This window comes from Elizabethkingia argenteiflava (assembly GCF_009904105.1).
In the GTDB taxonomy this organism is placed as follows: Bacteria; Bacteroidota; Bacteroidia; order Flavobacteriales; family Weeksellaceae; genus Elizabethkingia; species Elizabethkingia argenteiflava.
The window spans coordinates 1-323 of sequence record NZ_JAAABJ010000325.1; the positions used below are offsets into that span (position 1 = coordinate 1).

Consider the following 323-nt stretch of genomic DNA (forward strand, 5'->3'; position numbering starts at 1 on the left):
CACCTTTAGTTTTGGTGATTTTGCGTATCTGGCGATGTACCCCTTCAATTGGATTGGTAGTATATATGATTTTTCTTACTACCTCATCGTACTCGAAGAATGCTGAGAGATTTAACAAATTGTACATCCAGGATTTGCAGTTCAGTGGATATTTTTTTGCCAACTTATCTTCAAAGGCAAGCAGCCTTTGATATCCCTGCTCTTCATTATTCGCATTGTAGATTGGCTTCATATCCTCCATAACCGCTTTTTTATCCCTGTCAGGAACATAGCGCATGGAGGAGCGGATTTGATGAACCACGCAAAGTTGTACCCTGGTTTTA

At 40.2% G+C, this 323-nt stretch carries 1 protein-coding gene; it reads right to left on the reverse strand.

Annotation, left to right across the window (positions count from 1 at the left end; all coding sequences use genetic code 11):
* Nucleotides 1–323 (reverse strand): transposase (locus GNY06_RS03490; RefSeq protein WP_176589949.1); only part of this gene is annotated, 323 nt, incomplete at both ends.